Here is a 5,116-nt window from a genome sequence, read left to right as displayed (position 1 = left end):
TGATGCGCGCGGTACCCGGCCGTCCGGGAGGGCTACCGCCTGTACCGCCTCCGCGCCCATCTTCGACAGGAGGCCGGGTACCGCGCGCATCAGGAGGGTGTCGGGGCGGCGGGTGCCGGCCACGTACTCGGGGTGGGCGCGCATCGCGTCGGCGACTCGGCGTTCCGGGGAACCCGGGTCGGCCAGGACGAAGGAGCGGAACGCGCGGGCCAGGCCGGTGAGGCTGATCGCCATCAGCGGGGCGCCGCAACCGTCCGTCCCGACGGCGGCGACCGGCTCGCCCGCCGCTTCTTCCACAACCCTGTGGATAAGTTTTTGGAGCGGGTGGTCCGGGTCGAGGTACGACTCCAACGGCCAGCCGCGCAGCGCGCTCGCCGCCAGCATCGCGGTGTGTTTGCCGGAGCAGTTCATGGTGATCCGGTCGCGTACGGCGCCCGAGGCGAGGTACGTCTCCTGCTCGACGGGGTCGAGGGGGAGGTCCGGTGGGCACTGCAACTGGCTTGCGTCCAGGCCGTGTTCGGCGAGGAGCTGGCGTACGAGATCTCGGTGGAAGAGTTCGCCGGAGTGGCTCGCGGCGGCGAGGGCGAGGCGTTCGCCGTTGAGGTCGAGGCCCGCGTGGAGGACTCCGGCCGCCTGCAGGGGCTTGTTGGAGGAGCGGGGGAAGACGGGGGTGCGCGGGTCACCCAGGGAGAGTTCCACCGAGCCGTCCTGCGCCAGTATCACCAGGCTGCCCCGGTGGCGGCTCTCGACGAAGCCGGAGCGGACCACCTCGGCGAGCACCGGGGGTGCGATGAAGGGAACCTCGGCCGTCATGCGCACCCCTCACACGAGTCACACGAGCAGGTCGTCGACCTGCGCCTCGCCCTCACGGTACCTGCGGGCGATCTCCGCGCTGCAGCCGTCGGCCGTGTGTTGGAGGACCTGACGGCGGCGGGACACCTGCTGTTCGTACCGTACGAGGCGGCCCATCGCGGTGGTCAGTTCGAGGTCGGTGCGGGCCTCCAGGTCGGAGAGTTCGACCTCGGCGAGCATCTCGGCGGCGAGCAGCCGGTACTCCTCGCTGTGCGGGGTGCCGAGCGTGACGTGCCGGGCCGAGGAACGGTGGCGTGCGGGCGCGTCGGTCAGGATCTCCGAGAGGCGGTCGACGACGGAGGCCGCGCCCGCCGGGGAGCGGCGGGCCAGTTCGGCGCGCAGGATGTCGATACGGCCCTGGAGGAGCCGTCGTACGTAGCTCAGGTCGGCCTCGTCGCGCTGGGCGTCGCGGCGCAGGGCGCGCAGTTCCGTGAGGCGCAGTGCGGTCAGGTCGGGTGCGGCCGGTTCGGCGGGCAGCAGCGGGCTGTCGACGCGCTGCACGGGCGGACGGCGCGTGGCCGTTCCTCCCGTACGGATCAGCGAGACAGTCCCGGGGGACTGCCCGGTACTCGGTGTGCTCATGTGCCTCTACCCGTCCCCTCGACCGGCGTGGTGACAGCATCGTGCCACCCCAAGTGGCCGCTATGTGACCGAGTGCCCCCGAACGGCCCCAGATGGGGGGTTAAGGAACAAAAATAGGCCCGCCGCAGCCACTTCCCACCCGCACGGCATCATGGGACCCATGCGAGCAGTGGTGCAGCGGGTGGACGGCGCGAGTGTCGTCGTGGACGGCGAGACGGTCGGGGCGATCGAGGGCGAGGGGCTGTGTGTCCTCGTCGGGGTCACCCACGAGGACACCAAGGAGAAGGCGGCCCAACTGGCCCGCAAACTCTGGTCGATCCGCATGCTGCACGACGAGAAGTCGTGCAGTGACATTGATGCGCCTCTGCTCGTCATCAGCCAGTTCACGCTCTACGGCGACGCCCGCAAGGGGCGTCGGCCCACCTGGAACGCCGCCGCCCCCGGCGATGTCGCCGAACCGCTCGTCGACGAGGTCGTGGCCCAACTCCGCGCCCTGGGCGCCACGGTGGCGACGGGCCGCTTCGGCGCGCAGATGCGCGTAGCGCTGACGAACGACGGCCCGTTCACGGTCGTGGTCGACCTCTAGGGTTCTAGGGTTCCACGACGACTTCCTGGGCCGCGGCCGTCGAGTCGGCGAGCAGGGGCGCGTCCAGGGGCACGTTCCGCTTCACCAGGGCCAGGGCGATCGGGCCGAGTTCGTGGTGCCGTACGGACGTCGTGATGAAGCCGATCTTCCGGCCGTCCTCTCCCTCCTCCGCGAGCCTCAACTCCGTGCCGTGGCCCGGGAGATGGACCTCGCTGCCGTCGAGGTGGAGGAAGACGAGGCGGCGCGGGGGCTTGCCGAGGTTCTGCACGCGCGCGACCGTCTCCTGGCCCCGGTAGCAGCCCTTCTGAAGGTGAACCGCCGTGCCGATCCAGCCCAGTTCGTGCGGGATGGTGCGGTGGTCGGTCTCGAAACCGAGGCGGGGGCGGTGGTGTTCGACACGCAGCGCCTCGTAGGCGAGGAGCCCGGCCGCCGGGCCCGCCTTCTCCGCGTACGACTCCAGGTCGGCGCGCGGGAGGAAGAGATCACGGCCGTACGCGGTCTCGCGTACGACGACGCCGTCGGGCACCGGGGCGATGGACCCGGCGGGGAGGTGGACGACCGCGAACTCCCCTGTCCGGTCGGCGACTTCGACGCGGTAGAAGAACTTCATCGACTCCAGGTAGGCGATCAGCGCGTCCTGGGTGTCGGGTTCGGTGTGCATCCACACCGTGGTGCCGTCGTCGACGAGATACAGGGCGTGCTCGATGTGGCCGTGCGCGGAGAGGATCAGCGCCTCGGTGGCGACGCCCACGGGGAGGTCGGTGACGTGCTGGGTGAGCAGGAGGTGCAGCCAGCTCAGCCGGTCGTCGCCGGTGACGGCGACCACACCGCGGTGCGAGAGGTCCACGAAACCGGTGCCGTCGGCGAGGGCGCGCTGCTCGCGGAACAGGTCGCCGTAGTGGGCGGCGACGCCTTCGTCCACTCCTTCGGCGGAGACGGCGCCGGGCAGGGACAGCAGGGGGCTCTTCATACGGGTAAGCCTACGACTCGGTAATTGAAGACTCGGCCGAAGTCGTGCCGGTCGCTTTCCTGGCCGCGCAGTCCTTGCACCGCCCGAAGATCGCGAAGTGCTTCATGTCGGTCTCGAAGCCGAAGGTGTCCCGCAGCTTGGCCCGGAACTCGGCGGCGACCTCGACATCGGCCTCGATGACGTTCGTGCAGTCGCGGCAGACGAGGTGTATGTGGTGGTGGCGGTCGGCGAGGTGGTACGTCGGCGCACCGTGCCCGAGGTGGGCGTGGCTGACCAGCTGAAGCTCTTCGAGCAGCTCCAGGGTCCGGTACACGGTCGAGATGTTGACCCCCGACGCCGTCTTCCTCACCTCGATGAGGATGTCGTCGGGGGTCGCGTGCTCAAGGGTGTCCACGGCTTCGAGCACAAGCTGCCGCTGCGGGGTCAGCCGGTAACCGCGCTGCCGCAGATCACTCTTCCAGTCCGTGCCTTGGTCAGTGCCTTGGTCCGTGCCTTGGGTGCTCACCACACCCACGAGTCTAGGCCTACTTGAAGAATGCGATCCCGTCGTCCGGCATGTCGTCGGGAAGGGCCTTGGCCCACCTCTCGACGTCCTCGGGGGTGACGACCTTCTTCAGGTGGGCGGACATGTAGGGGCGGAGTTCGACCTCGGGGGTCTGCTTCTCGCCGACCCACATGAGGTCGCTCTTGACGTAGCCGTAGAGGCGCTTGCCGCCGGTGTAGGGGCCGGAGGCGGCGGTGCGGGCGACGGCGTCCGTGACGAGGTCGATCTGGGGCTTCTGCTTGGCGAGCTCGCCGTACCAGATCTCGACCACGCCGTCGTCGCGGGTCATCGTGACCTCGACCTTGCGGTCCGCGTCGATGCGCCAGAAGCCGGACTCGGTCTCCAGGGGGCGGACCTTGTTGCCGTCGTTGTCCAGGACCCAGGTGTGGGAGCGGTACTCCAGGAAGTCGCGGCCGTCGTGCGTGAAGGAGACCTCCTGGCCGAAGTTGCACTTCTCGGAGCCCGGGAAGTCGTGCACACCCGCGCCGGCCCACTCGCCGAGCAGGAAGACGAGGGGGACCAGGTCCTTGTGGAGGTCGGAGGGGATCTCGATCATGACGTCAGCAGTTCCTCGGTGGGTGTCAGCGCTGGCCCTGGTACAGCTTCTTCACGGTCAGCCCGGCGAAGGCGAGGACGCCGACGCAGACCAGGACCAGCAGGGTTTCGAAGAAGATCTCCACGGGTGCTCCTTGAGCGGTGCGCGTAATCAGGGCCGGGCCCCAGCTTAGACGGCCGGGGCCCGGTGCTCGCTGCGAGGTACGGCTCGGGCGGGTGTCAGCCGAGCAGCTGGCTCTGCAGGGCGACCGTCTGCAGGAACGGGACCTTCTTCGCGGCGCCCTTGCGGGACTGCACGACCAGCGCGAGGGTGTCGCCGGCCTTGAGGTACGCCTGACGTACGTCCTCGGCGCCGGACGGTTTTTCCTCGGTGTACGCCGACGCCGAGACGTTGTCGGCGAGGGTCCCCTGGTTGACCGCGCCGTCGTAGACGGTGTCCGGGGCACCGTCCAGGGCGTAGACCGGGGTGTCGAAGGAGGTGAGGTCGGTCGAGAACAGTTCGTCCGCGACGACCGCCGAGTCGAACTGGAGCAGGTAGATCCGGGTGTGCGTGCCGTCCGGAGTGGTCCAGCCGCGCGCGGCGATGTGCCGCAGCCCGTCGTCGGTGAGCTTCTGCCCCAGCTCCTTGCGGTCGTCCGCGTCGGCGTACTGCGCGAGGAAGCTCTTCGCCGGCAGCCAGCCGTCCGTACCGCGCAGCGACGCGTCGGCCTCGGCTCCCTTCGGCGCCGGCAGCACCAGCGCGCGCAGGTCCGCGAAGTGGGCGTTCGCCCTGTTGCCCCCGGCGAACGGCCCCGGGCTGCCCGAGGGCAGAGGTGGCCGGGTGATCTCCGGGTACTCCCAGCGCCCGTCGGAAGCGGTGGCGAGCCCCGGCACGTCGGACCGCTTCATCTGCGCCACGCCGTACGCCGTCCCGCCCCCGGCCACCGCGAACACGACAACAGCGGCAGCCCACCGCAGAACGGCCCGCAGAACCCGACGGTCCTTGCCGACCGGGGGCGGGACGGCGTACGGCGTGGCGCAGATGAAG

The 5,116-nt window shown here is 70.0% G+C and carries 7 protein-coding genes; 1 reads left to right on the top strand and 6 read right to left on the bottom strand.

Annotated features, from left to right (window positions below; genetic code table 11):
- Together JHN45_RS50845 and JHN45_RS50840 are read right to left on the bottom strand one after the other, a co-directional pair.
- The coding region (locus tag JHN45_RS50845) for an asparaginase (RefSeq protein WP_201056265.1) at nucleotides 1-813 on the bottom strand (813 nt) is incomplete at its 3' end.
- Between the two features lie 18 nt (nucleotides 814-831).
- Complete coding sequence (locus JHN45_RS50840; RefSeq protein ID WP_201056264.1) at nucleotides 832-1,434, bottom strand: aerial mycelium formation protein; 603 nt, start codon at nucleotides 1,432-1,434, stop codon at nucleotides 832-834.
- A gap of 160 nt (nucleotides 1,435-1,594) precedes the next feature.
- On the opposite strand from JHN45_RS50840, the gene dtd reads away from it, so the two are divergent.
- Nucleotides 1,595-2,020, top strand: coding sequence for a D-aminoacyl-tRNA deacylase (gene dtd, locus JHN45_RS50835; protein WP_201056262.1), 426 nt, complete (start codon nucleotides 1,595-1,597; stop codon nucleotides 2,018-2,020).
- 4 nt (nucleotides 2,021-2,024) lie between these two features.
- On the opposite strand, the gene JHN45_RS50830 is transcribed toward dtd, so the two are convergent.
- The 4 genes from JHN45_RS50830 to JHN45_RS50815 all read right to left on the bottom strand — a co-directional run bounded on the left by JHN45_RS50830 (nucleotide 2,025) and on the right by JHN45_RS50815 (nucleotide 5,112).
- Nucleotides 2,025-2,990, bottom strand: a complete 966-nt coding sequence (locus JHN45_RS50830; protein ID WP_200717134.1) for a folate-binding protein YgfZ — start codon at nucleotides 2,988-2,990, stop codon at nucleotides 2,025-2,027.
- 10 nt (nucleotides 2,991-3,000) lie between these two features.
- Nucleotides 3,001-3,504: a Fur family transcriptional regulator gene (locus JHN45_RS50825; protein ID WP_200717133.1), complete on the bottom strand. Its 504-nt coding sequence runs from the start codon at nucleotides 3,502-3,504 to the stop codon at nucleotides 3,001-3,003.
- Between the two features lie 10 nt (nucleotides 3,505-3,514).
- Entirely contained in the window at nucleotides 3,515-4,090 is a 576-nt protein-coding gene (locus JHN45_RS50820) for an FABP family protein (protein ID WP_019073751.1), read from the bottom strand.
- Between the two features lie 218 nt (nucleotides 4,091-4,308).
- Entirely contained in the window at nucleotides 4,309-5,112 is an 804-nt protein-coding gene (locus JHN45_RS50815; protein WP_201056266.1) for a hypothetical protein, read from the bottom strand.
- Nucleotides 5,113-5,116: the final 4 nt, after the last annotated feature.

The sequence above is a fragment of the Streptomyces sp. MBT53 genome, from assembly GCF_016654115.1.
Lineage (GTDB): Bacteria > Actinomycetota > Actinomycetes > Streptomycetales > Streptomycetaceae > Streptomyces.
Note: the sequence above shows the minus strand (reverse complement) of the source record. Positions and strands in the feature narration are given on the sequence as shown.